Annotated in this window: 19 protein-coding genes and 1 pseudogene; 14 read left to right on the top strand and 6 right to left on the bottom strand. The window is 72.8% G+C overall.

All coding sequences use genetic code 11. From position 1 onward, the window contains the following. The first annotated feature begins 59 nt into the window (after positions 1–59). A complete protein-coding gene (locus D7X12_RS07180; RefSeq protein ID WP_208718859.1) occupies positions 60–2,051 on the top strand; it encodes a sensor histidine kinase in 1,992 nt (663 codons plus the stop codon). Between the two features lie 76 nt (positions 2,052–2,127). Further along, on the top strand, positions 2,128–2,538 hold the full coding sequence (locus D7X12_RS07185; protein ID WP_158619988.1) for a response regulator: 411 nt from the start codon (positions 2,128–2,130) through the stop codon (positions 2,536–2,538). Here D7X12_RS07185 and D7X12_RS07190 read toward each other — a convergent pair. Beyond that, positions 2,480–4,090: a sensor histidine kinase gene (locus D7X12_RS07190; protein WP_120624516.1), complete on the bottom strand. Its 1,611-nt coding sequence runs from the start codon at positions 4,088–4,090 to the stop codon at positions 2,480–2,482. The genes D7X12_RS07185 and D7X12_RS07190 overlap by 59 nt on opposite strands. A gap of 193 nt (positions 4,091–4,283) precedes the next feature. Between D7X12_RS07190 and D7X12_RS07195 the strand changes: the two genes are divergently transcribed. Next, positions 4,284–6,731: a PAS domain-containing hybrid sensor histidine kinase/response regulator gene (locus D7X12_RS07195; RefSeq protein ID WP_120624517.1), complete on the top strand. Its 2,448-nt coding sequence runs from the start codon at positions 4,284–4,286 to the stop codon at positions 6,729–6,731. A 122-nt stretch (positions 6,732–6,853) separates the two neighbouring features. Further along, positions 6,854–7,603 carry an immunity 52 family protein gene (locus D7X12_RS45275; RefSeq protein ID WP_341868206.1) on the top strand — a complete coding sequence of 250 codons (750 nt, stop codon included), beginning with the start codon at positions 6,854–6,856 and terminating at the stop codon, positions 7,601–7,603. A gap of 23 nt (positions 7,604–7,626) precedes the next feature. Here the strand turns inward: D7X12_RS45275 and D7X12_RS44950 are convergent. Together D7X12_RS44950 and D7X12_RS07210 are read right to left on the bottom strand one after the other, a co-directional pair. After that, a pseudogene (locus D7X12_RS44950) lies at positions 7,627–8,031 on the bottom strand (sensor histidine kinase); the annotation flags it as partial. Positions 8,032–8,056: 25 nt separating this feature from the next. Next, positions 8,057–8,299, bottom strand: coding sequence for a hypothetical protein (locus D7X12_RS07210; RefSeq protein WP_120624518.1), 243 nt, complete (start codon positions 8,297–8,299; stop codon positions 8,057–8,059). 153 nt (positions 8,300–8,452) lie between these two features. Between D7X12_RS07210 and D7X12_RS44135 the strand changes: the two genes are divergently transcribed. Together D7X12_RS44135 and D7X12_RS07220 are read left to right on the top strand one after the other, a co-directional pair. After that, complete coding sequence (locus tag D7X12_RS44135) at positions 8,453–9,076, top strand: hypothetical protein (protein WP_244224407.1); 624 nt, start codon at positions 8,453–8,455, stop codon at positions 9,074–9,076. Next, positions 9,073–9,636 carry a head protein gene (locus D7X12_RS07220; RefSeq protein WP_120624519.1) on the top strand — a complete coding sequence of 188 codons (564 nt, stop codon included), beginning with the start codon at positions 9,073–9,075 and terminating at the stop codon, positions 9,634–9,636. The genes D7X12_RS44135 and D7X12_RS07220 overlap by 4 nt, the downstream gene beginning before the upstream one ends. A 53-nt stretch (positions 9,637–9,689) precedes the next feature. Here the strand turns inward: D7X12_RS07220 and D7X12_RS07225 are convergent, their stop codons facing one another. Continuing rightward, positions 9,690–12,593 (bottom strand): sensor histidine kinase, encoded by a 2,904-nt coding sequence (locus D7X12_RS07225; RefSeq protein ID WP_120624520.1) that lies wholly within the window; start codon positions 12,591–12,593, stop codon positions 9,690–9,692. A gap of 189 nt (positions 12,594–12,782) precedes the next feature. On the opposite strand from D7X12_RS07225, the gene D7X12_RS07230 reads away from it, so the two are divergent. Further along, positions 12,783–13,160: a response regulator gene (locus D7X12_RS07230; protein WP_244224408.1), complete on the top strand. Its 378-nt coding sequence runs from the start codon at positions 12,783–12,785 to the stop codon at positions 13,158–13,160. A 19-nt stretch (positions 13,161–13,179) separates the two neighbouring features. On the opposite strand, the gene D7X12_RS07235 is transcribed toward D7X12_RS07230, so the two are convergent. Next, positions 13,180–13,572, bottom strand: a complete 393-nt coding sequence (locus D7X12_RS07235; RefSeq protein WP_120624522.1) for a response regulator — start codon at positions 13,570–13,572, stop codon at positions 13,180–13,182. 91 nt (positions 13,573–13,663) lie between these two features. Beyond that, positions 13,664–15,214 (bottom strand): sensor histidine kinase, encoded by a 1,551-nt coding sequence (locus tag D7X12_RS07240; RefSeq protein WP_158619989.1) that lies wholly within the window; start codon positions 15,212–15,214, stop codon positions 13,664–13,666. A 154-nt stretch (positions 15,215–15,368) separates the two neighbouring features. Here D7X12_RS07240 and D7X12_RS07245 point away from each other — a divergent pair, with 154 nt between their 5' ends. The 7 genes from D7X12_RS07245 to cheB are packed head-to-tail and all read left to right on the top strand — an operon-like array spanning position 15,369 to position 25,089. Beyond that, complete coding sequence (locus D7X12_RS07245) at positions 15,369–15,782, top strand: response regulator (RefSeq protein WP_120624524.1); 414 nt, start codon at positions 15,369–15,371, stop codon at positions 15,780–15,782. Beyond that, positions 15,779–17,872 carry a chemotaxis protein CheA gene (locus D7X12_RS07250; RefSeq protein ID WP_120624525.1) on the top strand — a complete coding sequence of 698 codons (2,094 nt, stop codon included), beginning with the start codon at positions 15,779–15,781 and terminating at the stop codon, positions 17,870–17,872. The genes D7X12_RS07245 and D7X12_RS07250 overlap by 4 nt, the downstream gene beginning before the upstream one ends. Continuing rightward, positions 17,869–18,315 (top strand): chemotaxis protein CheW, encoded by a 447-nt coding sequence (locus tag D7X12_RS07255; protein ID WP_120624526.1) that lies wholly within the window; start codon positions 17,869–17,871, stop codon positions 18,313–18,315. Before D7X12_RS07250 ends, D7X12_RS07255 begins: the two co-directional genes overlap by 4 nt. Then, positions 18,296–20,839, top strand: coding sequence for a methyl-accepting chemotaxis protein (locus D7X12_RS07260; RefSeq protein WP_120624527.1), 2,544 nt, complete (start codon positions 18,296–18,298; stop codon positions 20,837–20,839). Before D7X12_RS07255 ends, D7X12_RS07260 begins: the two co-directional genes overlap by 20 nt. A gap of 2 nt (positions 20,840–20,841) precedes the next feature. Beyond that, entirely contained in the window at positions 20,842–23,208 is a 2,367-nt protein-coding gene (locus D7X12_RS07265) for a HEAT repeat domain-containing protein (RefSeq protein ID WP_279637154.1), read from the top strand. Positions 23,209–23,221: 13 nt separating this feature from the next. After that, positions 23,222–24,043 (top strand): CheR family methyltransferase, encoded by an 822-nt coding sequence (locus tag D7X12_RS07270; RefSeq protein ID WP_120624536.1) that lies wholly within the window; start codon positions 23,222–23,224, stop codon positions 24,041–24,043. Beyond that, entirely contained in the window at positions 24,040–25,089 is a 1,050-nt protein-coding gene (gene cheB, locus D7X12_RS07275; protein ID WP_120624529.1) for a chemotaxis-specific protein-glutamate methyltransferase CheB, read from the top strand. Before D7X12_RS07270 ends, cheB begins: the two co-directional genes overlap by 4 nt. Positions 25,090–25,147: the final 58 nt, after the last annotated feature.

Raw genomic sequence — 25,147 nt, forward strand, 5'->3', positions numbered from 1 at the left:
TGGGGTCCCACCTCCCAGACCGACCTGTCGCCCGTGCCCGTCCTGTCCGTCACCCCTTGATGAAGCCCACCCTGCTGCTCGTCGAAGCCCCGGGTCCCCACCGGGAGCTGCTGAGTCTGGCCTTCCAGAGCCAGGGCTGGCAGGTGCTCCTGGCGGCGGGGCTGGAGTCCCTGGTGCGCGTGCTGCGGGAGTCCCCGCAGGTGCACCTGGTGATGGCGCCAGCGGGGCTGCTCACGTCCGGAGCCTCGGCCGGGGCTTCGGGTCAGGATGCCCTGGGCTCCGTGCGCGAGGCGCTGGCCGCGTCCGGCGCGGCGCTCTGGGTGGAGGCGCTGCCGGCGGAGCAGGAGTCCGTGCGCCGTCTGGAGCTGCCGGTGGCGGGCTTCCTCGCGACGTCCCTGTCGCTGGGCTCGCGGCTGGACGCCGTGCGACAGGCGCTGCCGCCCGAGCTGCTGGAGGCGGCGGGGGTGCCCTCCCTGCGGGTGCTGGTGGCGGAGGACGACCCCGTCTTCCGCAAGCTGCTGCAACTGGCGCTGGCCCCGTTCCGCTTCGAGGTCCTGCTGGCCGCGGACGGGCTGGAGGCGCTGGAGCTGGCGCGGCGGCGTCCGCCGGGCATCATCGTGGCGGACGTGCTGATGCCGCGCCTGGACGGCTACCGGCTGTGCCTGGCGCTGCGCCAGGACCCGAAGCTCGCGCGGGTGCCCGTCATCCTCACGCACGCCACCGCGCCGGACGAGCTGGACCTGCGCATGGCCTCCAACGTGGGGGCCAACGGCTTCGTGCGCCGCGCCCAGGGCGACGACGAGCTGCTGGCGCTCCTGCTGCGCGAATCCCACGCGGAAGGGCCCCTGCCCGCGCCTTTGCCCGGTGAGCTGTCCACGGAGGCGCACCTGTATTCGATGGTGCGGCAGCTGGAGCGGCGCGTGGGGCTGCTGGAGCAGGCGGAGCGCCACGCGCGCGAGAGCGAGGAGCGCTACCGGCTGGTGGTGTCCGGCTCCTACGACGGCGTCTGGGACTGGGACGTGCGCCGCCAGACGATGTACTGGAGCCCGCGCCTGTTGGAGATGCTGGGCCTGCAGCCGGAGGACTTCCCGGGCACGTCCGACGCGTTCCTCGCGCGGGTGCACCCGGAGGACCGGGGCGAGGTGGCGTCCGCGCTCTCCCAGCACCTGGAGCAGGGCACGCCCTACGACGTGTCCTTTCGGCTGCGGCACGCGGGCGGGGGCTACCGCTCGTGCGTGAGCCGGGGGCGGGCGCTGCGCGACGCGCAGGGGCGGCCGGTGCGCATGGCGGGCATCATCGGTGACGTGACGGAGCAGCTGCGGATGTACCGCGAGACGCGCGAGGCGGTGCGCGTGCGGGACGAGTTCCTGGCGGTGGCCGCGCACGAACTGCGCACGCCCCTGGCCGCGCTGCGCCTGCGGGTGCAGGGCACGGCGGCGGCGCTCAAGCTCCAGCATCAGGTGGAGCCGGAGCGGCTGGAGCGCGCGCTGGTGGCGGCGGACCGCCAGGTGCAGCGGCTGGCGGACCTGGTGGAGGGGCTGCTGGACGTGTCCCAGCTGCAGAGCCACGCGCCCCGGCTCAACCTGGCGGAGGTGGACCTCACGCAGGTGGTGCGCGACATGATGACGCGCTCGGAGGAGGCGGCGTCGCGCGCGGGGTGCCGGCTGGTGCTGCGCGAGTCCCCGCCCGTGGTGGGCCGGTGGGACTCGCTGCGGCTGGGCCAGGTGGTGATGCACCTGCTCGCCAACGCGGTGAAGTTCGGGCCGGGCAAGCCGGTGGAGCTGGAGGTCCAGGGCGACGCGGACACGGCGCTGCTGGTGGTGCGCGACCACGGCATTGGCATCGCGCCGGACCGGGTGGACGGCCTGTTCCGCCGCTTCGAGCGCGCGGTGCCCACGCGGCACTACGGCGGGCTGGGCCTGGGGCTGTACCGCCTGCACCGCATCGTGGAGGCGCACGGCGGCCAGGTGTCCGTGACGAGCACCCCGGGCGAGGGCGCCACGTTCAGCGTGCGCCTGCCGTGCGCCGGGCCTCCCACCCTCCGGGCCTGAGGGGGCTCTGTCGGCTGCCTGACGCTGGCTGCGCGCTCCCCTGCTGCGCCGCCGGGGAAGACCCATTTTGTCCTCCATGGGGATGCGGCCCACCGTGCTGGTGCTCAACGGGAGTGAAGACCTCATCGAGGCGCTGGAGGAGCTGCTGCACGACGCGGGCTTCCAGACGAGGGGCCACCGCGTGCAGGACCTCATCCGCGGCCCGTTGGACTTCGACACGTTGGTGCGGGAGACCCGCCCGGCGGTCATCGTCTACGACATCAGCGTGCCCTTCGACCTGAGCTGGGGCGCGTTCCAGAAGCTCGCCGCGTCCCCGGCCGCCGCCGGCATCCCCTTCGTGCTCACCACCACCAACCGGGAGGGCGCGGAGGCGTACACCGGGCCGGACGTCATCGAGTTGCTGTTGAAACCCTATGACATCCAGCAGTTCATCCGTGCGGTGACGCAGGCGGTGAGTCGGGGCGCGGGCGGGGAAGCAACACGGTGAAGGTGGTGCCCGTCTCCAGGGTGGAGCGCGCGGTGACGGTGCCGCCGTGGGCGCGCACCACCTGACGGACGATGAAGAGCCCCAGGCCGATGTTGCGGTCCACCCGGCTCTCATGGTGGGGGGCGCCGCGCTCCAGGGGTTCGAAGAGGCGGGGCAGGAAGGTGTCCGGGATGGGGACGCCGGTGTTGTGGACCTCCAGCACCACCCCGCTGTCCTGCCCGTGGCTGCGCACCTGGATGGGCTCGTCCGGAGCGCCGTAGTTCAGCGCGTTGCCCACGAGGTTGCCCACCACCTGGGACAGCCGGTCCGCGTCCCAGCGGCCCAGGCCGTCGCCGCTGCGCGACACCGTGATGATGCGGCCGGGGAAGGCGGCCTGGGCCTCCTCGACGGCGGCCTCCACCACGGCGTGGAAGTCCATGTCGCGCGGGTGCAGCGGCAGGCCGCCCTGGCGCACCTGGGTGAAGTCCAGCAGGTCGCGCACCATCCGCACGGCGCGCTCGGTGGACAGCACGATGCGGTGCACCTGCTTCTGCTGCACCTCGGTGAGGCCCTCGCGCCGCAGCAGCAGCTTGGCGGACAGGTGGACGGCGGCCAGGGGGTTTCTCAGGTCGTGGCTCACGATGCCGATGAGCTGGCGCTCGAAGTCGCTGCGCTGGCGGGCCTCCGCCTCCTGGTGCCTGCGCGCGGTGACGTCCTGCAGGGCGCCCACCACCTGCACGGCGTGGCCCCGGCTGTCCCGGACGATGAACGCGCGCTCCTCCACGTCCAGCCAGGTGCCCGCGGCGCCCAGGAACCGGTGGGCGCTGTGCCACGTCTCCGCGGCGCCCTCGATGGCCTCCCGGAAGTCGCGCCGCACGGTGGACAGGTCCTCCGGGTGGATGCGCTCGCGCCACCACGCCTCGCGCTGGATGCGGCCGCTCTGCGGCGTCCCCAGCACGGCGTGGGCGCTGCCGCTCCAGTCCAGGCTGTCCGTCTCCGGCTCCCACTCCCAGATGGCGTCGCGGGTGGCGCGCGCCGCCAGCCGGAAGCGCTGGTCGCTCCTCCAGGCGCGGGCCTCCGCGTTGCGCACCTCCTCCAGCGTGCTCTGGGCGATGGACAGCGTCTCGCGGGTGCGCTCCAGCGCCGCCGCCGCCTCGCGCGCGCTCTGGCGCTGCTGCCAGCTCCAGCGCGCCAGCCCGTGGACGCGGGCCACCAGCTCCGAAGGGCGGAAGGGCTTGAAGGCGTAGTCGTTGGCGCCCGCGTCCAGGCCCTCCACGACGTCCTCCGGGCGCTGGTGGGAGGTGAGCAGCAGCACGGGCAGCTGGGCGGTGAGGGGCGCGCCGCGGACGAAGCGGCAGACCTCCAGCCCGGTGAGTCCGGGCGTCTCCCGGTCCAGCACCATCACGTCCGGGGGTGCGTGGAAGCTCAGGGCCTCCACCAGCGAGGCGCCGTCCGCGAAGTGCCGCACCTCGCACGAGGGGGCCAGCGCCGCCTGGGTGACGCGCGCCTCCAGCGAGGAGTCCTCCAGCAGCCAGACGACGGGACGTGGAGACGGGGCGGTTTCAGAGCGCATCAGGAAGTAGGCAGGTGCGTAATCGTCGGGCCCCGTCCATGTCCAGGAAGACAGCCGGTCTGGAGGGCCGTCCCGTGTGCAGGCGAACAAGCGGGCCCGCCCGGGGCGCCTGGCGGACGGCCTTTATACGGGATTCCAGCGCGGGGACGCGTGGGGATGGAGTCGCACGCAGCGCGACGTTAGCGTCCTGGTGATGAGCCTGGGCCCACATCCCGACTTCCTGGCCGGTGAGGGTGAGCTGCGTGCGCGGATCCGCGCGTTCGACTGGGCGCGGACGCCGCTGGGGCCGCTCGTGGGGTGGCCGGACGTGCTGCGGACGGCGCTGGACCTGGTGCTCGGATCCACGGCGCCGCTGGTGCTGCTGTGGGGCCCGGACGGGGTGCTGCTCTACAACGACGCGTTCGCGGCCGTCGCGGGGGGGATGCACCCGGGGCTCCTGGGGCGGCCGGCGGTGGAGGCGTGGCCGGAGATGGCGGACTTCAACCGCCATGTGCTGGCCACGGTGTTCGCGGGCGGCACGGTGACGCTGCGGGATGAACCCTTCGTGCTCACGCGCCACGGCGTGCCCGAGCCCGTCTGGATGGACCTGGACTACAGCCCCGTGCGCGATGCGGCGGGCCAGCCCGCGGGCGGGTTGGCGGTGGTGCGGGAGACGACGGCGCGGATGCGGCTGGAGCGCCGGCTGCGCGACGACGAGGCCCGGCTGCAGTTCACGCTGAGGTCCGGGCGGCTGGGGACGTGGGAGCTGGACCTGACCACGCTGACGCTCACCACGTCCGCGACGGGCAAGGCGAACTTCGGGCGGGGGCCGGATGCGCCCTTCAGCTATGACGACCTGCAGGCCGCCGTCCATCCGGAGGACGCGGCGCGCAGGCGCGCGGCCCTGGAGCGCACGCTGCGGGAGCGCGTGGACTACGACATCGACTCCCGCGTGGTGTGGCCGGACGGCTCGGTGCACTGGCTGTCGGTGCAGGCGCGCCCCATCCCCGGGCCGGACGGCCGGGTTGTCCGGTTGATGGGCGCGTCGCGGGACATCACCGAGCGCAAGCAGGCGGAGTTGGCGCTGCGTGAACTCAACGAGAACCTGGAGGCGCGCGTCGCCGAACGCACCTCCGAGCGCGACCTGATGTGGCGGCTCAGCCATGACCTGATGGTCGTCGTGGACCTGACGGGGGGCGGGCACATCCTCGCCGCCAACCCCGCCTGGGAGCGGCTCCTGGGGTGGAAGGAGGCGGAGCTGGTGGGGACGCCGGTGGGCGACTTCATCCACCCGGAGGACGTGGCGCACTCCACGCAGTACGTGGCGGAGGTCCACGAGGGGGCCACCACCCGCCGCGCGGACAACCGCTACCGGCACAAGGACGGGCACTGGCGGTGGATCTCCTGGTCCGCGGTGGAGACGGGGCAGGGGACCTTGATGGCGCTGGGCCGGGACATCACGGAGGAGCGCGAGTCGCGTGAAGCGCTGGCCGCCGCGGAGACCGCGCTGCGCCAGGCGCAGAAGATGGAGGCGGTGGGGCAGCTCACGGGTGGCATCGCGCACGACTTCAACAACCTGTTGCAGGGCATCGTCGGGTCGCTGGGGCTGTTGCAGAAGCGGCTGCACCAGGGGCGCATCTCGGAGCTGGAGCGGTTCATCACCAGCGCGATGAGCTCCTCGCAGCGGGCCGCGGCGCTGACGCACCGGCTGCTGGCGTTCTCGCGGTCGCAGCCCCTGGACCCCAAGCCGGTGAAGGTGAACCCGCTGGTGGCGTCCATGGAGGACCTGCTGCGCCGCACGCTGGGGGAGCAGATGCAGCTGGAGCTGGCGCTCGCGGGCGGGCTGTGGCTCACGCGCTGCGACCCGAACCAGTTGGAGACGGCGGTCCTCAACCTGGTCATCAACGCGCGCGACGCGATGCCCGGCGGGGGGAAGCTCACGGTGGAGACGTGCAACGCGCACCTGGACGCGGCGTACGCGGCGCGCCTCAGGGGCGTGGCGCCGGGCCAGTACGTGTGCGTGAGCGTCAGCGACACGGGCACGGGGATGACGCCGCAGGTGTTGGAGCGCGCGTTCGAGCCGTTCTTCACCACCAAGCCGCTGGGGCAGGGCACGGGGCTGGGCCTGTCGATGATCTACGGCTTCGCGCGCCAGTCGGAGGGCTCCGTGCAGCTCTACAGCCAGCCCGGCCAGGGCACGACGGTGAAGCTGTACCTGCCGCGCTACGTGGGGGACCGCCACGCGGAGGACGCGCAGGAGCCCGGGGGGCTCACGGACGCGCACGCCGCCGAGGTGGGCGAGACGGTCCTGGTGGTGGAGGACGAGGAGGTCATCCGGGCGCTCATCGTCGAGGTGCTGCGCGAGCTGGGCTACCGCGCGCTGGAGGCGAGCGACGGGACGGAGGGGCTGCGGCTCTTGCGGAGCGCGCCCCGGCTGGACCTGCTGGTGACGGACATGGGGCTGCCGGGGATGAACGGCCGGCAATTGGCGGACGTGGGGCGCAGCGAGCGTCCGGGCCTCAAGGTGTTGTTCATGACGGGCTACGCGGAGAACGCGGCGGTGGCGTCCGGGGTCCTGGAGCCGGGCATGGCCATGATGACCAAGCCCTTCGCCATGGAGGCGCTGGCCACGCGGATCCGGGACATGATTGAGCAGGGGTAGTGCGCCGACACAGGGGGCCTGAAAGGGTTCAGGCGGCGGACGCAATCCGTGAGCTGATACGAAACAGCCAGATTGAGGGGATTGCCGTCATTCATGCACCGGCGCTCCGAGGGACGGACAGCGTGACCGTCAAGCCAACATCCGAGACCTACCCTGATACCTACTTTGCGGGTGCCTACTGGGGCCCGCGTCGGGAATCGCCCGAGGAATGCGCCCATCGCACAGCGGCATTTCTCAATCTCCTGGCTTCGTGTGATCCCTTTCTGCCGCACTGGTACAAGCCCACGAAATCACGCGCGGATGCGCGCAAGCACCCCCTCATGCCGCCCGATGTGCTCTCGCTTGCTGAATTGTTTCGGCGCGGTGTCAACCGCGAGAAAGGTGGGCCCGTCATCGAGGATCTGGGATTTCGGGTCTGGATCCATAACGGGGGTGGCGCCTACGACGACGCAGGGCTGCGTATCAAGTGCGGGGATTACTGCGGGACCTCTCCCAACTCCTGCTTCCTGTCCCTCCCCAGTCAGGGGCCGAATGCGGAGCGGATGCTCACGGCCCCCGTGCTGACAGGGGTCGTGCGCAGCATGGCTGTTGCCTGGGAACCTGACTGGGTGGCGGCGATGTCCCGCACGCATCGTGATGCGGACAACAAGGCCGACATGTGGCTCGGCTGGGTGACCTACCTCTCTCGTCAACGAGGCACGGTGCCACCGCTTCCTGCCCCCGTGCGCATCGAGCCTGTGGGGGACATGGGCTCGCTGATCATCCTGACCCCCGAGCGCTTCACGGTGGCCAACCCCGCGCACATGGCGCTGGCGCGGCGCGTGCGCGAGCTGCTGGCTGGAGCGGGGCTCATGCAGCCCACATCCGCTTGATTGCACAGGGCTTGGCGCGGCAGCCGCACCGTGAACGTCGTGCCCATCTCCAGGGTGGACGTCACGTCGATGGTGCCCCCGTGCGCGTCCACGATGTGCCGCACGATGTAGAGCCCCAGCCCCACGCTGCGCGTCGCCTGGTCCATGCCGGGCCCCCCGCGCTGCATGGGCTGGAAGAGGCGGGGCAGCAGGTCCGCCGGGATGGGGTCGCCCGCGTTGTGCACCTCCAGGACGGCGGTGTCCTCGCTCCCCTGGAGGCGCACCGTGATGGGGGTGCCCTCCGGTGAATACTTCGCCGCGTTGCTCACCAGGTTGGTGATGACCTGCGCGATGCGGTCCGGCTCCCACGTGCCCTGGCGGGAGGTGGCGGACAGCGTCTGGAGGTACCCCGGTGAAAGTCCGCCCCGCCATGAGGCGCGGGCCTTCACCGTCGGGACGCGGACAGAAGGGCCTTCAGTGGCGGTTGTCGAACTGGATGCCGTCCCGCACGGAGGCGATGGCCTGCTCCGTGAGGTTGATGGCCTTCACGCGGTGGCCCCCCTTGTCGCTGTTCGCGGCGCGCAGGTCCGCCAGCGCGGACTCCAGGTGCGACAGCGCGTCGCGCATGCGCGGCTGGCGATCGGCGTAGGCGTGGTTGGTGAAGCAGCCCAGGAAGAAGGCGGCGGTGGCGCTGACGACGACGAGGGAGCGGCGCATGGGGACTCCGGAAGCTGCGGCGGAAGCAACTCCGCCGTTGGGTTTCCGTGATGAACCCGGGGGCGCCGGAAAGGTTGCGGGCTTTCGTGCGTCAATTCCGCGCCAGCCGCACCCTGGGGCTCGCTGAAGAGGGGGCGTGTTAGCTTCTCCGCCATGAAGACGCTCGGTCTGGCGCTGCTGGGTGTCCTCCTGTCCTCGTATGGCGCAGGGAGACAGAAGGTGACTCCCGGAACTGAAGAGCTCCGCTCCTTCGTGCTGTTCATCCAGGAGCAGCCAGACGGGACGATGGTTCATTCCTGGCGGCCGGCGGAGGAGGTGGAGCCGTCGCGGTATCGGTTGAACCCCGGCGCTGTAGGCGAAGGCGGACGCGTCGTGCTCACGGGTTCAGGGAACCGGGACTGTGATGCGGAGAACCTGGAGTGGTGCGTCCGGGCGTGCATGCAGCGGCCCTTGGCTCGGGGCTTCGGGCACATCACTTCTGGGAACCGGGGGTTGGGCGGCAAGAAGGCGCATTGTGAGGGATTGTGCCGCCAGCCCTATCTGGACTGCGCGGAGCTCCAGGAGCGGAAGCCCCAGGAGTTCTCCACGGTCGATGCGGCGGTGGACTGGCTGGAGCGCCATCGGAGGTCCATCCTGGTGGGAGGTGTGGTCGTCATCGCGGGAGTCGCGTTCGTCGTTGTCTCCGCAGGTACAGGGCTGGTCATCCTCGCGCCCGCGGCGCTCCTGGCGAGCGGGGACTGTGAGGCGCCGCCGGTCGTGATGGGAGCCCTGCCATGAAGCAAGACAGTCTGTCCCTTGAGACACAGGAATTGCTGGCGCGGCTTGAGAAGGAATCCCACTCCCAGGCTGACAAGGAGCGACTGACGGCGGCAATCGACGCGCTCCAGTTCATCTATGCCATGGGGCAATCCCAGTCGTTCCTGGAGTATCGCCAGAGCCGCGCTGACAGGGGGCCTCCGCTCGTGGTCGCTGCCTTTGATACTCGCGCGGAGGCGGACGCGTGGCTGATGACCCAGTCCCCGGTTCCAGACCGGGCATCCGTGTTGATCGCGGGCGCGTACTTCACCGTGATGGACCTGCCGGAGCTGCGACAGCGCAGGCTGGTTCCCAGCCCGGTGCTCCAGTTCTACCTGGACGAGATGCGCGAACATGCGGGCGCTCCCGTGTTCCGCTTCTCCACGCACGCGGAGGCGGAAGCCTGGCTCCAGCACGAGGACGAGCCCCCCCGGCAGGTCGTCATCCAGATTGGAGACAAACCCTATCTGGCGGCGTACCACCACCAGGTCCAGGTCCGAACCCTCTACCCCCTCTTCGAAGCCGGAGAGGCTCCCGCGTAGGCCTTCAACCTTACCGCCTGCCTCGGACCCATCCCTGTCGCGATGCCCCGTGGCTAGGTCTTGCCGGGAGGCCTGACGCCCGCGCGGGGCAGCCGCACCGTGAACGTCGTGCCCGCTTCCGCGGTGGACGTCACGTCGATGGTGCCCCCGTGCGCGTCCACGATGTGCCGCACGATGTAGAGCCCCAGCCCCACGCTGCGCGTCGTGCGGTCCATGCCGGGCCCCCCGCGCTGCATGGGCTGGAAGAGGCGGGGCAGCAGGTCCGCCGGGATGGGGTCGCCCGTGTTGTGCACCTCCAGGACGGCGCTCTGGCCCGTCCCCCCCACGCGCACCGTCACCGGCGTGCCCTCCGGCGAGTACTTCAGCGCGTTGCTCACCAGGTTGGTGATGACCTGCGCGATGCGGTCCGGGTCCCAGCGCCCCCGCGTGTCGGGGCCCGTGGTGACCGTGCGCAGGACGCGCTCCGGGAAGTTCACCTGCACCTCCTCCGCCACCTGCTGCACCACCGCGACCAGGTCCAGGTCCTGGCAGTGCACCGGGATGCCGCCGCCCACGCGGGCCTGGGTGAAGTCCAACAGGTCGCGGATCATCCGCACCGCCCGCTCGGCGGAGGCCTGGATGCGCAGGACGGCCTTGATGGAGCGCTCGTCCAGCTCATCGCGCCGCAGCAGCGACGACGTGCCCAGGAGGATGGCGCTCAGGGGGTTGCGCAGGTCGTGGGACACGATGCCCACCAGGTACTGCTCGAACTCCGCGCGCTGCCGGGCCTCGGCCTCCGCCCGCTTGCGCTCCGTCACGTCCAGCGCCGTGCCCACGAAGCGCGCGGGCAGGCCGTCCGGCCCGAAGTGGGTCTGCCCCCGCCCGGAGATCCAGCGCACCTTCTGGCCGTCCCCGCCGGGCCTCGTCACGCGGAACTCGCACGCGTACTCGCCGGAGCCCCCCGGCCTGTTGGCCTCCGCCATCGCCTGCTCCACCACGGGTCGGTCCTCCTCGAGGACGAACTGCATGGCCTCCGACAGCGACACCTCGCCGTCCGGGGGCAGGCCCGTCAGGGCGCGGAAGCGGGGGTTCCAGGACGCCTCGCCCGTGAGCGGCTGGATGTCCCAGCTGCCCATGTCCGCCGCGTCCTGCGCCAGCCGCAGCCGCTCCTCGCTGGTGCGCAGCGTGCTGGCCAGCGCCTCCGTGCGCTGCCGGGCCCGCACGCTCTCGGTGACCTCGGTGGCGACGACGAGGATGCCCTCCACGTCACCCTCCGCGCGCAGCAGCGGCTGGTAGACGAAGTTGAAGTACACGTCCTCCAGCGCTCCGCCCGGGGACCGCGCCAGCCGCACGAGAAGCTCCTGGCCCACGTAGGGCACGCCCGTGGTGAACACCCCGTCCAGCAGCTCCTGGATGCCCTGGCCCTTCACCTCCGGCAGCGCCTCCAGCACCGGGCGGTGCAGCACGTGGGCGCGCGTGCGTCCCCAGAGCTGGAGGATGCGGGGGTTGGCCAGCTCCACGACGTGCGTGGGGCCCTGGAGGATGGCGAGCGCGACCGGCGCCTGGTGCAGCAGCGTGTTGAGCCGCTCCAGCTCCAGGTCCGCCTGGACGCGCGCCGTGCGCGCCTCCTGGAGGAGCTGCTCGCGCCCGGCCTCCGTCTTCCACCGGGTGGTGATGTCCTGCATGGCGCCCACCATCCGCACGCCGCGCCCCTGCGCGTCGCGGCGGATGACCCCGGTGTCCCGCACGCGCACGTAGTCCCCGTGGCGGTCCTGGAAACGGTACTCGTCCTGCCACCGCCCCTGCGTGCCCTGGAGGGCCGCGTGGATGCCGCGCTCCATGCGCTCGCGCTCCTCGGGGTGGATGTGCGCGACCCACCAGTCCACGGTCGCCCCCGCCTCCTCCGGCGTGAAGCCGGTCAGGTTGTGGAGGCCCCCACTCCAGGTCAGCCGGTTCGTGACCAGGTCCCAATCCCAGACGGCGTCAGTGGCCGCCTGGGTCGCCAGCCGGTAGCGCGTCTCCGACGCCGCCATCTGTTCGTGCGCTTCATGGAGCTTCCCCATCAGCAGCGCGCGGTCGAGGATGCCGGAGAGGTACTCCACCAGCGTCTCCAGGAAGCGCTTGGTCTGCGGCGGCACGGGGCGCCCCTCCGTGAAGCCCACGCACAGCACGCCCATCAGCTCGCCGTGGGGCCACAGCCGCAGCCCCAGCAGCGTGCTGAAGCCCTGCGCGTCCAGCCCCTCGCGCTCGGACGCGGCCAGCCCGCGCGCCTGCGCCAGCACCAGCGGCTCCTCCGAGCGGGCCACCCGCCCCAGGAAGGACGGCCCCTGGGAGTCCACCCGCCGCGTGCCGAGCCCGGGAGCGTCGGACTTCGTGTTCGTGACGGCGACCAGCGTCCGGCCGTCCGGCTCCACCAGGAACAGCTCCGCCCCGGAGGCCTTCAGCGCGCGGCGGACGGTGTCCACCAGGGGCTTGAGCCGCGCGTGCAGGTCCTCCCGTGCCGCCAGCTCCCGGGGCGCCAGCGCGTCCAACTGGCGCAGGAAGCGCTTCTCCCGCTGACGGTCCTCCAGCGTGTAGCCGGAGAAGAGGACCACCACGTGGTCCATCGCGTTCTCCAGCTGCTCGAAGAGGCACTGGAGCTCCGGGGCGCAGGGCTTCTGCTCGGGCCGGGCGTCCGACCACAGCCGGGGGATGAGCCGGCCCAGGAGCGTGTACTCGTCCGTCACGTCCTCCTGCGTGGCGCCCACCCGCAGGCGCAGGTTGATGTGGGCCTCCTCCAGGCGCCGGCGCGTCTGAAGCCGCTCCGGCGTGGGGCCGTGACGGCAGATGCCCGCCACGGCGCGCAGGTACTCCGGCAGCGTGGTGATGATCTCCGAGGGCTTCAGCCCCTGGAGGCTCTCCCTGCCGCGCAGCTCCTCGACGAAGCGGTGAACCAGGGCTTCCGTGTTCGCTTCGATGAGGTCGGCGAGGTGTTTCATGGGCGTCTAAGGGGACGGTTGGGGGTCCCGTCCCGGGGTGCAACGCCTGGGGCCCTTTCCCACCGGGGGATGTCGCCGGGCACCCGGCCTGGGGCCCTGCGCCAGGCAGGCGCTTGCGCCCCGGTGGCCGGATGCACAGGGCGGTGTCATTGCTGGCGGTGCCCGGACGACCTGCGTAGGCTGTCCTTCGTGTTGAGAACGACGCCCCAGCCCACCATCCTGATCGTCGACGACGAGCCGGACCTGCGCGAGGTGGTGGCCGAGCTCCTGGAGATGGAGGACTACGCGGTGTTGCAGGCCGCCAACGGGCAGCTGGCCCTGGACGTCCTCGCCACCTCCGCCCGGCCGTGCATGGTGCTGCTGGACCTGATGATGCCGGTGATGGACGGGTACGAGTTCCTGCACCGCCTGCGCGCGGATGACCGCTACCGCGAGCTGCCGGTGCTGATGCTCACCGCCCACTTCTCCGCCACCGCGCCCCCGGGCACGGTGGGCCTCTTGCGCAAGCCCGTGGACATCATGGAGCTGCTCAAGCTGGTGGCCCGGCACTGCCCTCCCGCCGTGTGACGGCGCGCGGCCTCCCGACTCAGGGCGCCGCGCGGGCCGCGGGCACGGCGTGTACGGCGATGGCGTCCAGCAGCTCCTCCAGCCGCACCGGCTTGCCCAGCCGTCCGGAGACGCCCTTGGGCAGCGGCAGGGTGGGGTGCGCCGTCAGCACCAGCACCCGCGTCAGGGGCAGCACGCCCAGGCGGCCCAGGTGGTCGATGAAGGCGTGGCCGTCCATCACCGGCATCACCAGGTCCAGCAGGATGAGCTCCGGGACCCGCTCCAGCCGCGACAGCACGTTCAGCGCGTCCTGCCCGTTCACCGCCGTGAAGACCTGGTAGTCCTCTGACTCGAGGATCTCCTTCAGCGCCTCGCGGACGTCGCGGTTGTTTTCGACCAGCAGCAGGGTGATGGAGTGTTGCGTGGTGGACACGCGCCCACGGTAGGGCAGGGAACGGGGGAATTCCAGACGCCAGGGGCCCGGCTGTCCGCAAGGCCCCGGAGCGGGCGGGCACCCGGAGCCCTCAGGGCCCGCGCGGCAGCATCAGGGTGAAGACGGTCCGCTCCGCGTCCGACTCCACGGTGAGGGTCCCCCGGTGGCTGCGGACGATCTGCTCGGAGATGAAGAGCCCCAGGCCCAGCCCGGACGGCACGTGCGCGCTGGTGGTCGCGCGCTGGAAGGGGTGGAAGAGCAGGGCCAGCTCCCGCGGGGCGATGGGCGGCCCCTGATTGGCGACCCGGGCGATGACCTGCTCCGCCCCGCCGTGGAGCGACACCTCCACGACGCTGTCCGCGGGGCTGTACTGGAGCGCGTTGCCCAGCAGGTTGCCCAGGACCTGGGTGAGCCGGTCCGCGTCCCAGGAGCCCGTCAACGTCCCGGCGGACGTGACCTTCAGGACGCGGCTCGGGTGGACCAGCTCCAGCTCCTCCACCACCTGGCGCACCAGCCCGCCCAGGTCCATGGCGCCCGGCGTGAGGGGGATGCCGCCGCCCAGCCGGCTGCGGGTGAAGTCCAAGAGCTCGGTGATCATCCGCGTCATCCGGTCCGCGCTGCTGACGATGCGCCCCGCGGTGCGCATCAACGGCGCCGGCATCTGCTCGTGGGCGATGAGGAAGCTGGCCGCCATGCGGATGGCGTTGAGGGGGTTGCGCAGGTCGTGCCCGACGATGCCCAGGAAGCGCTCGCGGAACTCCCCGGACGCGTGCAGCTCCGCCTCCGCCTGCTTGTGCCGGGTGACGTCCACCAGCACCGTCCCCACGCCCAGCACCTCCCCGCTGGGGGTGCGCACCGGGTGGAAGCCCACCATCAGGTGCAGCTCGCCCCCCGCCGCGTCGGCGTCCGGCGGCTTCATGGAGAACGCCAGCTCCTCCACGGGCTCGCCCGTCTCCAGCACGCGGCGCAGGACGGGCTCCAGGCGGGACGCCATGCCGGGCAGCACCTCCCCCAGCTTCCTCCCCACGTAGGACTCCGGGGGCAGCCCGTCCAGCTTCGCCATCCGCGCGTTGACGCGCACGAAGCGCAGGTCGCGGTCCAGCAGTGACAGCCCCACCGGCGAGGAGATGAGGAGCGCGTCCAGTTGCGCGAGCGCCTCCGCCTTCTCCCGGTCCGCGCGCCGCACCGCGTCCACCAGCCGCTTGGTGCGCACCAGCGCGTTCACCCGCGCGCGGACCTCCTCCGTGCGGAAGGGCTTGGCCACGTAGTCATTGGCGCCCGCGCGCAGCCCCAGCACCAGGTCCTCCGGCCGGTTGTGCGCGGTGAGCATCAGCACCGGCAGGACCTCCGTCTCCGGCTGGCTGCGCAGGAACTGGCAGACCTCCGGGCCGGACATCCCTGGCATCTCCCAGTCCAGCACCACCGCGTCCGGGGCCCGCCCGGAGTGCAGGCGTTCGAGCATCGCGGCGCCGTCGGGGAACGTTTCCACCTGGAACCCCGTTCCCAGCGCCGTCTTGATGAAGCGGGCCTCGCTGGCGCTGTCATCCACCACCCAGACGCAAGGGGCGGGCTCGTCCGCCGGGGCGGTGGACCCTGTCGGGCGGGGAAAGACGGCATCGAGCGGAGAGGGAGGCAAGCGCATGGCTTTGGGGTCGATTCCTTGGGAAGCAACGGGGCTTCGTGACACACCCGGGAAGCGTGCGTGGAGAAACCAACGCTTGGCCTGCGTGCGATGACTCATTTTTTTCAGCAGACCGGAATCGATCTAGCTTGCTCGGTCGTTTCCAGAGGACGCCATGCCCGAGGTACTCGTCGTCGATGACAGCAAGGTGATGCGCGAGATGGTCGTCGCATGCCTGCGCCCCTACCCGGACAGCCGCTTCACGCAGGCCTCCAGCGGGTTGGAGGCCATCGAGCAGCTGTCGCTCAAGTCCTATGACCTGCTCGTCCTGGACCTCAACATGCCCGACATCGGGGGCATCGAGGTGGTGGAGTTCGTGCGGGGCCAGGACCACCTGCGCTCGCTGCCCATCATCATCGTCACGACCCGCGGGGACGAGGCCTCCCGCGAGCGGGCGCTGTCCGCGGGCGCGAGCCTCTTCATGACCAAGCCCTTCACGCCGGACTCCATCCAGGGCGCGGCCCGGTCCCTGCTGGAGAAGTCCCCGTCCCAGGACGCGAAGCCCCAGGACGAGGCGTCGCGCGGGTGACGACGTCCGTGGAGTTCGCGGAGTTCCTCCCCGCATATCTGGCGGAGGTGGATGAGCTGTTGGCGTCCGCGCAGCGGGACCTGCTCGCGGTGGAGGAGGCCGTGCGCCGGGGGGCGGCCCAGCCCCGCGCCGTGCGCGAGCTGTTCCGCGCCCTGCACACCATCAAGGGCCTGTCCGCCATGGTGGACGTGGAGCCCATCGTCTCCGTGGCGCACTGGATGGAGACGTCCCTGCGCCTGGCGGATCAGGCCGGAGGCCGCCTGCCCGAATCCAGCGTGGAGCCGCTGGTGGAGGGGTTGCGCGCCATCGAACAGCGCGTGCGGCAGCTGGGCGCTGGAAAGACGGCGTCGCCCGCGCCGGTGAAGCTGCTGGAGCGGCTGGAGGCCCTGGGCCCGCACGTGCTGGAGGCGGCGCCCCCTCCGTCCCGGCGCGTGGTGCTGGACGCGGAGGCCGCGTTCGCCTCGAAGCTGGCGCCGTCGGAGCGCGAGCAACTGGAGGGCGGGCTCGCGGCGGGGCAGCGCGCGGTGCGGCTGGACTTCGTGCCCTCCACCGAGCGCGCCGCCCAGGGCATCACCATCAACTCCGTGCGCGAGCGCGTGGCGAAGCTCGGCGACATCGTGAAGGTGCTGCCGCTGTCCGGCGCCGCCGCGGGCGGGGCCTCGCTCGCGTTCGCGCTGCTGCTCATCACCTCTGCGGACGACGCGGTGCTGCTGGACGTGGTGGGCGGGGCTCCCGCCACCGTGCGCTCGCTGGAGGCGGACGCGCCCGAGGAGCCCGCGGTCGTCCTGGCGCCGCTGCCGGAGACGGCGCTGCTGGCGGCCGCGTCCGTGCCCGGGGCCGTGTCCGAGGACGAGCTGGAGGAGCCGGAGGTCCGCCGGGGCGGCGGCCTGCTGCGCGTGGAGGTGTCGCGGCTGGACGAGGCCATGGAGTGGCTGGCGGGGCTCGTGGTGAACCGCTCCCGGCTGACGCGCGCGGTGGCGGCGCTCACGGCCTCCGGGGCTCCCACGCGCGAATTGACGGCCATCCTCCAGGAGAACGGCCGGCAGCTGCGCGACCTGCGCTCCGCCATCCTGCGCCTGCGCATGGTGCGCGTGGGGGACGTGCTGGAGCGGCTGCCCCTGCTGGTGCGCGGGCTGCGCCGCACCACGGGCAAGGCGGTGCGGCTGGAGCTGGACGTGGGCGACGCGGAGCTGGACAAGGCCGTGGCGGACCGGCTGCTGCCCGCGCTGGTGCACCTGGTGCGCAACGCGGTGGACCACGCGCTGGAGCTGCCGGAGGAGCGCGTCGCGGCGGGCAAGCCTCCGGAGGGGCTGGTGCACCTGGGCTGCCACGCGCGCTCCAGCGGCCAGCTGGAGATCACCCTGCGCGACGACGGCCGGGGCGTGGACGCGAAGGCGGTGGCGAAGGCGGCGGACGCGCCCGTGCCGGAGTCGGTGGACGGGCTCCTGGACCTGCTGTGTCGTCCCGGGCTGTCCACGCGCCGGGAGGCCACGAGCACCAGCGGCCGGGGCATGGGCATGGACATCGTGCGGCGCATCGTCGTGGAGCAGCTGGGCGGCGAACTGCGCATGGAGACGCGCAAGGGCGCGGGCACCACGTTCACCCTGCGCGTGCCCCTCACGGTGACGCTGGTGGACGCCATCGTCTTTGAATGCGCGGGCCTCAAGTACGCGGTCGCGGTGGGCACGGTGGAGGAGCTCATCGACGTGGACGCGCTGCGCGTGGTGCGGCCGGCCGGCGCGGACGGCATGGGGCTGGTGGAGCGCCGGGGCATGGCGGTGCCGCTGCTCGCGCTGGAGCGACTGCTGGACCGCACGGCGCCCGCGCAGGAGGGCGTCAGCCGGGGCGCCAAGGCGCTCATCGTCCGGCAGCGCGGGGAGCCGGTGGCCTTCGCGGTGGACCGGCTCGTGGGCCAGCAGGAGATCGTCCTGCGTCCCCTGGAGGACCCGCTCGTGCGGGTGCCGGGCGTGGCGGGCGCCACGGACCTGGGAGATGGCCGGCCCACGCTGGTGTTGGACCTGGGCGCGCTCGGCGCGGCGCACGGGCTTCGCCGCAAGAGCGCGGCGCGTCCTGGGGAGTGGGTGTCATGAGCGTGCTGCACGTGCTGTTCAAGGTGGACGGGACCGAGTACGCGATGCCCGCGGCAGACGTGGTGCAGATGGAGTCCTACTCCGGCGCGACGCCGGTGCCGGGCGCGCCGTCCCATGTCGCGGGGCTGGTGCAGGTGCGCGGCCGCGTCATCCCGGTGGTGGATGCCCGCGCCCGCTTCGGCCTTCCCCCGGGGACGCGCTCGCTGGACTCACGCGTGGTCGTGGGACAGCTGGGGGAGCGCACGGTGGGGCTGCTCGTGGACAGCGCCCGTGAAGTCCTGAAGTTGGACCCCCGCTCCATCCAACCGCCGCCTCCCATGGTGGTGGAGCGTGCGAAGGGTTTCGTGAAGGCCGTGGCGCAGGTGGGCCCGCGGCTGGTGATGCTCATCGATTTCCCCCGCGTGGTGGGGGAGGAGACTGCGGATGTCGACGGACAACGGTAGCAGCGCCCCTCGCCTGGACGACGCACGCGCGCTGGCCGAGCGCACGGCCCTCAAGGTGGAGGAGAGCGCCGGGCTGGTGCAGTCCACGGAGCAGCTCGCGGCGCGGCTCGCTTCGGCGGGCAACGAGCAGGCGGCGTCGGGGGAGCAGGTGCGCACCGCCATTGAATCGGTGGCCGCCCAGGTGGAGGAGACGAGCGCCGCGGTGCAGTCCATGGTGCGCAGCCAGCGCGCCATGAGCGAGGCGTCCCGGGGCGTGCAGCAGGAGGCGGAGGCCACCGCGGGCGCGATGCAGGAGGTGGCCGCGTCGGTGGCCAGCGTGCGCAAGGACGCCTCGGTGCTCGCCGTGTCCGCGGACGCGACGGCCTCCACGGTGGAGGAGGTGGCGCGCTCGGTGAAGGGCGTGAGCGCCAACGCGGAGGAGCTGGCCGCCTCCAGCGAGGAGCTGCTCGCGAGCGTGCAGGAGATGAACGCCACCGTGGAGGACCTGGTGGTGCGCAACCAGACGAGCGCCGCCACCACCGAAGAGGTGGCCGCCACCATCGAGGAGATGTCCAAGGGCATCACCCGGCTGTCGTCGGACGCGCAGGGCGTGGGCGAGCGCATGGGGCAGGTGTCCGGCGCCGTCGTCACCCTGGGCAAGGCGCTCAATGAAGTCTCGCGCGACGCGGCCAGCATGGCCTCCAGCGTGGAGGAGACGGCCTCCACCACGGAGCAGGTCGCGCGCAGCGTGCGCGGCGTGGCCGAGCACGCGCGGGCCCTGGAGACGCACGTGGACTCCACCGCGTCCACGGTGCAGGAGGTGGCCGCCAGCGTGGAGGAGGTGGCCGCCACGTCGGAGAAGAACGCGGCCGTGGTGGACGCCAACGCGGCCACCATCGAACAGCTGGCGCGCTCCGCCCAGGCGGTGGCCCGCGCCGCGGAGAGCATCAACAGCCTGGCGTCCACCAGCGCCGGCGCGTCCGCGCAGCTGGAGACGTCCACCCGCCGCGCGGCGCAGATGACGGAAGAGGCGCGGATGGCCGCCGAGCGCGTGGGTACGAGCGCGCGCGAGGGCGGCGCCACGGTGGCGCGCTCCATCGCCGGCTTTGGCCGCATCCGGCAGTCCATCGTGGAGTCGTCCGGGGTGATGAAGGAGATGGGCCGGCGCGCTGAAGAGATTGGCGACATCGTCCAGACCATCAACCTCATCGCGGACCGCACGAACCTCCTGTCCCTCAACGCCAGCATCGAGGCGGCGCGGGCGGGGGAGCACGGCCGCGGCTTCGCGGTGGTGGCGGAGGAGATCCGCGCCCTGGCGGACCGCGCGGCGGCGGCGAGCGCGGACGTGGCCAAGATCGTCCGGGGCCTGCAGACGACGTCGCGCGAGGCGGCGGCCGCCACGGGCGAGGGCGTGCGCGCGGCGGATGAAGGCGCGGCGCTGGCAGGGGACGCGGAGAAGGCGCTGGGCACCATCCTCAAGGGCGTGGAGGAGCTGGGCCAGAACGTGCGCGAGGCGTCGCGCGCGTCGGCGGAGCAGGTGCAGGCGGTGCAGGCGCTGGCCCAGTCCACCGCGAAGGTGAGCGAGCAGGGGCGCGTCATCGCGTTGTCCGCGACGGAGCAGGCGCAGGCCGCGCAGGCGCTGGCCCAGGGCGGCTCGGAGATGCGGCGCATGGCGCGGCAGACCACCCAGGCCACCGCGGACCAGGCCAAGGCGCTGCGCGAGGCGGTGCGCTCCAACACCCAGCTGTCGGAGGTGGCGGAGAAGGTGTCGCGCGCGATGCAGGAGCAGGCCGCGGCGGCCACGGACCTGGCGAAGAACGCGGTGCAGATGCGGCAACTGGTGCAGGGCGTGAGCGGCGCGGTGGCCGCGCAGGGCCAGCAGGTGGCCGCCCTGGGCGTGGTGGCGCAGGAGGTGACGTCCTCCACCCAGCGCGCGCTCACCGGCATCGCGGAGCAGGCCAAGGCCGCGCAGGAGGTGGCGCGCGCCATGGACAACGCGCGCAAGGAGGTGGCCCAGTCCACGCGGGCCATGGTGGAGCAGGGCCGCGCCCTCAAGCAGGGCGAGGTGGCCACCCGCCAGGTGGCGAAGCTCGCGCAGGAGGTGACGCGCGCCACGGAGGAGCAGTCCCAGGCGCTGTCCACGCTGGTGCGCGGCGCGGAGGAGGTGCGCCGGGTGGCGAGGACGACGTCGCGCGCGCTGGACGAGCAGACGGAGGCCCTGGCCGCACTCACCACCTCCGCCAGCAAGCAGGCCATGGGCGTGGCGGCCGTGGCCCGGGCCGCGCAGGAGCAGTCCACGGTGACCGAGCAGGTGGGGCGGTCGGTGGAGGAGATGCGCGGGCGCTCGCGGGAGATCGCCGTGACCACGGCCCAGCAGGCGCGCACCACCGCCATCACCGCCCAGGAGGTGAAGGAGGTGGCGGCCCGGCTGGGGCAGCTCGCGAAGCTTCAGGGTGAGCAGGTGGAGGGGCTGTCCCACCTGACCGGATTGCTGGGCGGCAAGGACGCGAACGCGTCCCGGGCCCCCCGGGAGCAGAAGGCGTGACGATGAGCTCGACCGCAAGACAACACCCCCTCTCCCTCTCCGCGGACGACCGCGCGCGGGTGGAGGAGGTGGAGCAGCTGGCACGCCAGGGGGCCGCGAACCTGCCCGCGCTGGTGGCCGGGCTGGACACGTCCAGCTGGGCCGTGCGCCGCGCCGTGGTGTCCGCGCTGGCGCGCCTGGGCACCCCCGCGGTGAAGCCGCTGTGCGACGTGCTGTGCCACCGGCGGGACAACGAGGCGCGCATCGCCGCCGCGGTGGACGCGCTCGTGGCCGCCACCGGCGACGTGGAGGGGCCCGTGGAGGTCCTGGGGGATGACCCCAACCCGGCCATCGTCTGTGACGCCGCCCAGGTGCTGGGCCGCCGCCGCAGCCGCCAGTCCGTGCCGCTGCTGGCGCGGCTCACCGTGCACGAGGACGACAACGTGGCGGTGGCCGCCATCGAAGCGCTGGGCCGCATTGGCGGCGGCGCGGCGGTGGACGCGCTGCTGGCCTCGCTGGGCAGCGGCAACTTCTTCCGCATCTTCCCCGCCATCGACGTGCTGGGCCGCTCGGGTGACCCCACGGTGGTGCCGGCGCTGATGGCCCTGCTGTCGGATCCGTTCTACGTCCTGGAGGCCGCGCGCGCCCTGGGCCGCACCGGCCAGGAGGCCGCGGTGCCGGCGCTCCTGGGCCTCTTGCAGCGGGGCAACGACGCGGTGGTGCGCGTGGCGGCGGTGGCGCTGGTGGAGATCCACGACGCGCAGGTGCAGCGCTTCGGCGGCGCGCGCATGGTGCCGTCGGTGCTGCGCTCCGGTTCCTCGGAGTCCCAGCCCACCGGGCGCAGGCTGGCCCACGTCATCACGGGCGCGGACGCGGGGGAGAAGACCGCGGTGGCGCGGCTGTTGGGCTGGGTGGGCGGCGCGGACGCGGCGGTGGGGCTGCTCAAGCTGCTGGACTCGCAGGATTTGGGCGTGTCGCGCGCGGCGGCGGCGGCGCTGGGAGAGCTGGGCGCGGAGGCGGACGCGCAGATCCTCCAGGCGCTGCGCGAGGGTGACAGCACGCGGCGGCGGGTGCTGCTGCCGCTCGTGGGCCGCAGGGCCGCGGCGGTGCCGGACGTGCTGCTGTGCCTGGAGGACCGGGACGCGATGGTGCGCGCGCTGGCGGCGGAGACGCTGTCGCGCATTGGCGACACGTCCGCGGTGCCCGCCCTCTTCGCGCGGCTGTCGGACGAGGACCCGCGCGTGGCGCAGGCGGTGGTGGGCGCCATCCAGTCGCTGGGCAGCGAGGCGACGGAGACCCTGGCGCTGGAGGCGGCGCGCTCGCCGGACACGCGCCAGCGGCGCGCGGCGCTGCGCATCGTGGCCTACTTCGGCTACCCGCGCGGCCTGGACGCGCTGCTGTTGGCCATGCGGGACCCGGACGAGCGGCTGCGCGACGCGGCCATCTACGGCCTGCCCTTCATCGACGACCCGCGCGCGGTGGACGCGCTGCTGGCCGCCGCCACCCATGAATCCGAGCGCACGCGCGCCACGGCCATGCGCGCGCTGGGCCAGACGGACAAGCAGGCGCGCATCACCTCCACGCTCTTGGGCGGCCTGAACGACCGCGACCCGTGGGTGCGCTACTACGCGTGCCAGTCGCTGGGGAAGCTCAACGAGGAGGCGGCCGCGGACGCCATCGTCGCGCTGGCCAACGACGACGCGGGCCAGGTGCGCGTGGCGGTGGTGGACGCGCTGGCGCACCTGCACACGGAGAGCGCCATGGCGGCGCTGCGCCGGGCGGCCTCGTCGGCGGACGCGGACGTGCGCCGCGCGGCGCTGCTGGGGCTGGGCGTGGCCCGGCGGCAGGACGCGCTGCCGGTGCTGCTGGAGGCGGTGGGTTCAGAGGACCCGGCCACGCGGCTCGTCGCGCTGTCGGCGGTGGCGGAGTACGACGCGCCGGAGACGCTGCCCGCGCTCTTGCGCGCGGCGGGGGACCGGGACGACGGCGTGCGCAGCGCGGCGGTGGGCTTCCTCGCCACGCGCACCGGACTGCACGCCACCCAGGCGCTGGTGTCGCTGCTGGGGGACGTGATGCTGCGCGAGCAGGTGGTGGGCGCGCTGGCGCTGCCGGTGGACGGGCGGCTGCCGGGGTTGCTGGCGGCGCTGGAGGCGGCGGACGACGCCACCGCGCCCCTGCTGGTGGCGGCGCTCGCGCGCATGCGCCGGGCGGACGCGAGGGCGGCGCTGATGCAGGCCCTGGTGGGCGCGAGCCCCGCCGGGCGGCGGGCGGCGGCCCCCGCGGTGGCGGCGCTGGGCACGGTGGAGGCGCGCGAGACGCTGGACCGGGTGGCCCACCGCGACGAGGACGCCGACGTGCGGCGTGCCTGCCTGCTGGCGCTGGGCCGCTGAGGCGCTCCTGACCATGAGCGCGCTGCCGTTGTCCCCGCAGGTCTTCTCCATCCTGACGATGCTCATCGAGCAGCGCTCCGGGCTGCACTACGGCCCGGAGGACCGGGACCTGCTGTCGGAGAAGGTGTCCGCGCGCGCGCTGGACGCGGGCTTCGACTCGCTGCTCGACTACTACTACTTCCTCCGCTACGACCCGAAGGGGCCCGCGGCGCTGGACGCGCTGGTGGACTCGCTGCTGGTGCATGAGACGTACTTCTTCCGCGAGTCCCAGGCGCTGGAGGCGCTGGTGGAGGAGGTGCTGGTGCCCCGGGCGCGTGCCGGCCAGAAGCCCCGGGTGTGGTGCGCGGCCTGCGCCACCGGCGAGGAGCCCCTCACGCTGGCCATGATGCTGGATGCCCGGGGTGTGCTCGGGGACGTGTCGCTCCTGGCCACCGACCTGAGCCCCCGGGCGCTGGAGCGGGCGAAGGCGGGGGAATACAACCTGCGCTGTCTGCGCGCGCTGCCCAAGGGCGTGGAGGGCCGCTGGCTGGACGTCGTGGGGGGCCGTCCGCGCGTGCGCCCGGAGCTGGTGACGAAGGTGGAGTGGCGGCAGCTGAACCTGATGGAGGGTGCAAGCTACCCGGAGCCGGAAACCTTTGACGCCATCCTGTGCCGCAATGTGCTCATCTACTTCAAGGACGACACCGCGCGGCGCGTGGTGGACGACCTGACCCGGGTGCTCAAACCCGGGGGGCACCTGCTGGTGGGCACGTCGGAGTCCCTGATGCGTTTCGGTACAGCGCTGCACTGCGAGGAGCGCCGCGGCGCGTTCTTCTACAGCAAGGCGGCTCCATGACGGGCTCGCCTCGCTTGCGCGTGCTGGTGGTGGACGACTCGGCGTTCGCGCGCAAGGTGCTGCGCAAGGTGCTGTCCGACGCGCCGGGCATCGAGGTGGTGGGCACCGCGCGCGACGGGCTGGACGCGCTGGAGCGGATGGTGGAGTTCAAGCCGGACGTCATCACCCTGGACCTGGTGATGCCGGCCCTGGACGGCCTGGGCCTGTTGCGCGCGCTGGCCGGCATGCCGGACGCGCCGCGCGTGGTGGTGGTGAGCAGCGCCGGCACGGACAGCGAGCTGGCGGTGGCCGCGCTCCAGGCGGGCGCGGTGGACCTGGTGCACAAGCCCACGGCGCTCGCCACCGAGCGGCTCTACGAGCTGGGCGCGGAGCTGGTGGCGAAGGTGCTCATCGCGGGCCACGCCACGCCGCACTACACAGAAGAGGTGGCGCGGGACGCCGCCCTCCGCGCCGCGCGCACCAGTGGGGTCACGCCGTCCACGAAGCTCCTGGCGGTGGGCACGTCCACGGGCGGCCCGCAGGCGCTGACGCGGCTCTTGTCGGTGCTGCCCGCGGACTTCCCCGCGCCGGTGGTGCTCGCGCTGCACATCCCCGCCGGCTACACGGAGGCGGTGGCCAAGCGGCTCAACGCGCTGAGCGCGCTGGAGGTGCTGGAGGCGAGCGATGGCATGGAGATCATCCCGGGGCGCGCGGTGCTGGCGCGTGCGGGGATGCACCTGAAGCTGGAGCGGCACGGCGCGCTGGACCTCGTGCGCCTGGACCGCCAGCCCGCGCACACCGCGCACCACCCTTCGGTGGACGTGCTCTTCGAGAGCGTGGCGGCGGGGTGGGGCCGGGACGCCGTGGCCCTGGTGCTCACCGGCATGGGCGAGGACGGGCTCGTGGGCGCGCGCGCGGTGCACGCCGCGGGCGGCGTGGTGCTCACGGAGGCGGAGTCGTCCTGCGTGGTGTACGGCATGCCGCGCGTGGTGAAGGAGGCAGGCCTGTCCAACGGCAGCGCGCCGCTGGAGGACCTGATGCCGCTCATCTCCCGCTACATCTCCTGAGCGGGAAACCGGCTGAGCGGGAAGCGGCCCTGCTTCAGGGCTGGTGCGCGGGCGGCGG

This window comes from Corallococcus sicarius (assembly GCF_003611735.1).
Classification (GTDB): Bacteria; Myxococcota; Myxococcia; order Myxococcales; family Myxococcaceae; genus Corallococcus; species Corallococcus sicarius.

What these genes read in the sequence shown, in the direction of transcription:
- D7X12_RS07180 (WP_208718859.1), top strand. Translation starts at nt 60, where the DNA reads ATGAAGCCCACCCTGCTGCTCGTCGAAGCCCCGGGTCCCCACCGGGAG.
- D7X12_RS07185 (WP_158619988.1), top strand. Translation starts at nt 2,128, where the DNA reads ATGGGGATGCGGCCCACCGTGCTGGTGCTCAACGGGAGTGAAGACCTC.
- D7X12_RS07190 (WP_120624516.1), bottom strand. Translation starts at nt 4,090, where the DNA reads ATGCGCTCTGAAACCGCCCCGTCTCCACGTCCCGTCGTCTGGCTGCTG.
- D7X12_RS07195 (WP_120624517.1), top strand. Translation starts at nt 4,284, where the DNA reads ATGAGCCTGGGCCCACATCCCGACTTCCTGGCCGGTGAGGGTGAGCTG.
- D7X12_RS07210 (WP_120624518.1), bottom strand. Translation starts at nt 8,299, where the DNA reads ATGCGCCGCTCCCTCGTCGTCGTCAGCGCCACCGCCGCCTTCTTCCTG.
- D7X12_RS44135 (WP_244224407.1), top strand. Translation starts at nt 8,453, where the DNA reads ATGAAGACGCTCGGTCTGGCGCTGCTGGGTGTCCTCCTGTCCTCGTAT.
- D7X12_RS07220 (WP_120624519.1), top strand. Translation starts at nt 9,073, where the DNA reads ATGAAGCAAGACAGTCTGTCCCTTGAGACACAGGAATTGCTGGCGCGG.
- D7X12_RS07225 (WP_120624520.1), bottom strand. Translation starts at nt 12,593, where the DNA reads ATGAAACACCTCGCCGACCTCATCGAAGCGAACACGGAAGCCCTGGTT.
- D7X12_RS07240 (WP_158619989.1), bottom strand. Translation starts at nt 15,214, where the DNA reads ATGCGCTTGCCTCCCTCTCCGCTCGATGCCGTCTTTCCCCGCCCGACA.
- D7X12_RS07245 (WP_120624524.1), top strand. Translation starts at nt 15,369, where the DNA reads ATGCCCGAGGTACTCGTCGTCGATGACAGCAAGGTGATGCGCGAGATG.
- D7X12_RS07255 (WP_120624526.1), top strand. Translation starts at nt 17,869, where the DNA reads ATGAGCGTGCTGCACGTGCTGTTCAAGGTGGACGGGACCGAGTACGCG.
- D7X12_RS07260 (WP_120624527.1), top strand. Translation starts at nt 18,296, where the DNA reads ATGTCGACGGACAACGGTAGCAGCGCCCCTCGCCTGGACGACGCACGC.
- D7X12_RS07265 (WP_279637154.1), top strand. Translation starts at nt 20,842, where the DNA reads ATGAGCTCGACCGCAAGACAACACCCCCTCTCCCTCTCCGCGGACGAC.
- D7X12_RS07270 (WP_120624536.1), top strand. Translation starts at nt 23,222, where the DNA reads ATGAGCGCGCTGCCGTTGTCCCCGCAGGTCTTCTCCATCCTGACGATG.
- cheB (WP_120624529.1), top strand. Translation starts at nt 24,040, where the DNA reads ATGACGGGCTCGCCTCGCTTGCGCGTGCTGGTGGTGGACGACTCGGCG.